This is a genomic window from Acinetobacter sp. HR7, assembly GCF_000773685.1.
GTDB lineage: Bacteria > Pseudomonadota > Gammaproteobacteria > Pseudomonadales > Moraxellaceae > Acinetobacter > Acinetobacter thermotolerans.
Genome location: NZ_JPQO01000126.1, coordinates 1 through 826, shown reverse-complemented (window position 1 = coordinate 826; position 826 = coordinate 1). Strand labels below are relative to the sequence as shown.

Here is an 826-nt window from a genome sequence, read left to right as displayed (position 1 = left end):
AATAGGCCTCTTTCATAAATCAAAAAACGAACAATCTATTGTTGATTATTTGTACCAAAGAATTTTAAATATTCATGCATAATTTGCGGATGAAATACATCGATTCAAAGAAGCTTTCTGAAACACAGTTCAAGCGGTACACCGGCATCTCATGGTCAACCTTTGATTTAATGGTTGAGGAGTTGCAAAAGCATATTCCTGCGAAAGGTAGACCACCTAAATTGAGCATAGAGGATCAGATTCTTCTATGCTTAAGTTATTGGCGCGAATATCGAACATTATTCCATGTCGCAACAAGTTATGGCGTGTCAGAACCCACTGCTTCAAGAATTGTCCGTCATGTAGAGGACTGCCTGATCAAGTCCAATTTATTCAATCTACCAAAGCATTTGCCTGAAGGCGAAGGCATTGACTGGAATGTGGTTATTGTAGATGCCACAGAAATTCCAATCCAAAGGCCTAAAAAAACAGAAGAAAAGCTATAGTGGCAAGAAGAAGGCTCATACATTCAAAGTACAGGCCATCATTCATTATCAAACTCAAAAAATCCTGAGTTTATGTACCAGCCACGGTGCCGTACATGATTTCGAGCTCTTCAAACGTAACTTGAATCAGATTCCTGAAGGTGCCTTTATCCTTGCAGATAAGGGTTATCAGGGAATTTATACAGTGTATCCAAATAGCTTGTTGCCATTAAAAGCAAAGAAGCGCAGCAAACTAGATCCTGAACTCAAAATTTATAATCAGGAAATCAATAAAAGAAGAATTGGTATTGAGCATGTATTTGGCAGTTTGAAAACCTTCAAAATCCTCGCTGAGCGATATC

General features: G+C 38.3%; 2 protein-coding genes. Both read left to right on the top strand.

The window, feature by feature from the left end; genetic code table 11:
* Window positions 1–89: 89 nt before the first annotated feature.
* A complete protein-coding gene (locus tag GW12_RS15390; RefSeq protein WP_081403466.1) occupies window positions 90–485 on the top strand; it encodes a transposase family protein in 396 nt (131 codons plus the stop codon).
* A partial coding sequence (locus GW12_RS06050) for an IS5/IS1182 family transposase (protein WP_034584861.1) occupies window positions 433–826 on the top strand: 394 nt, incomplete at its 3' end. The genes GW12_RS15390 and GW12_RS06050, both read left to right, overlap by 53 nt.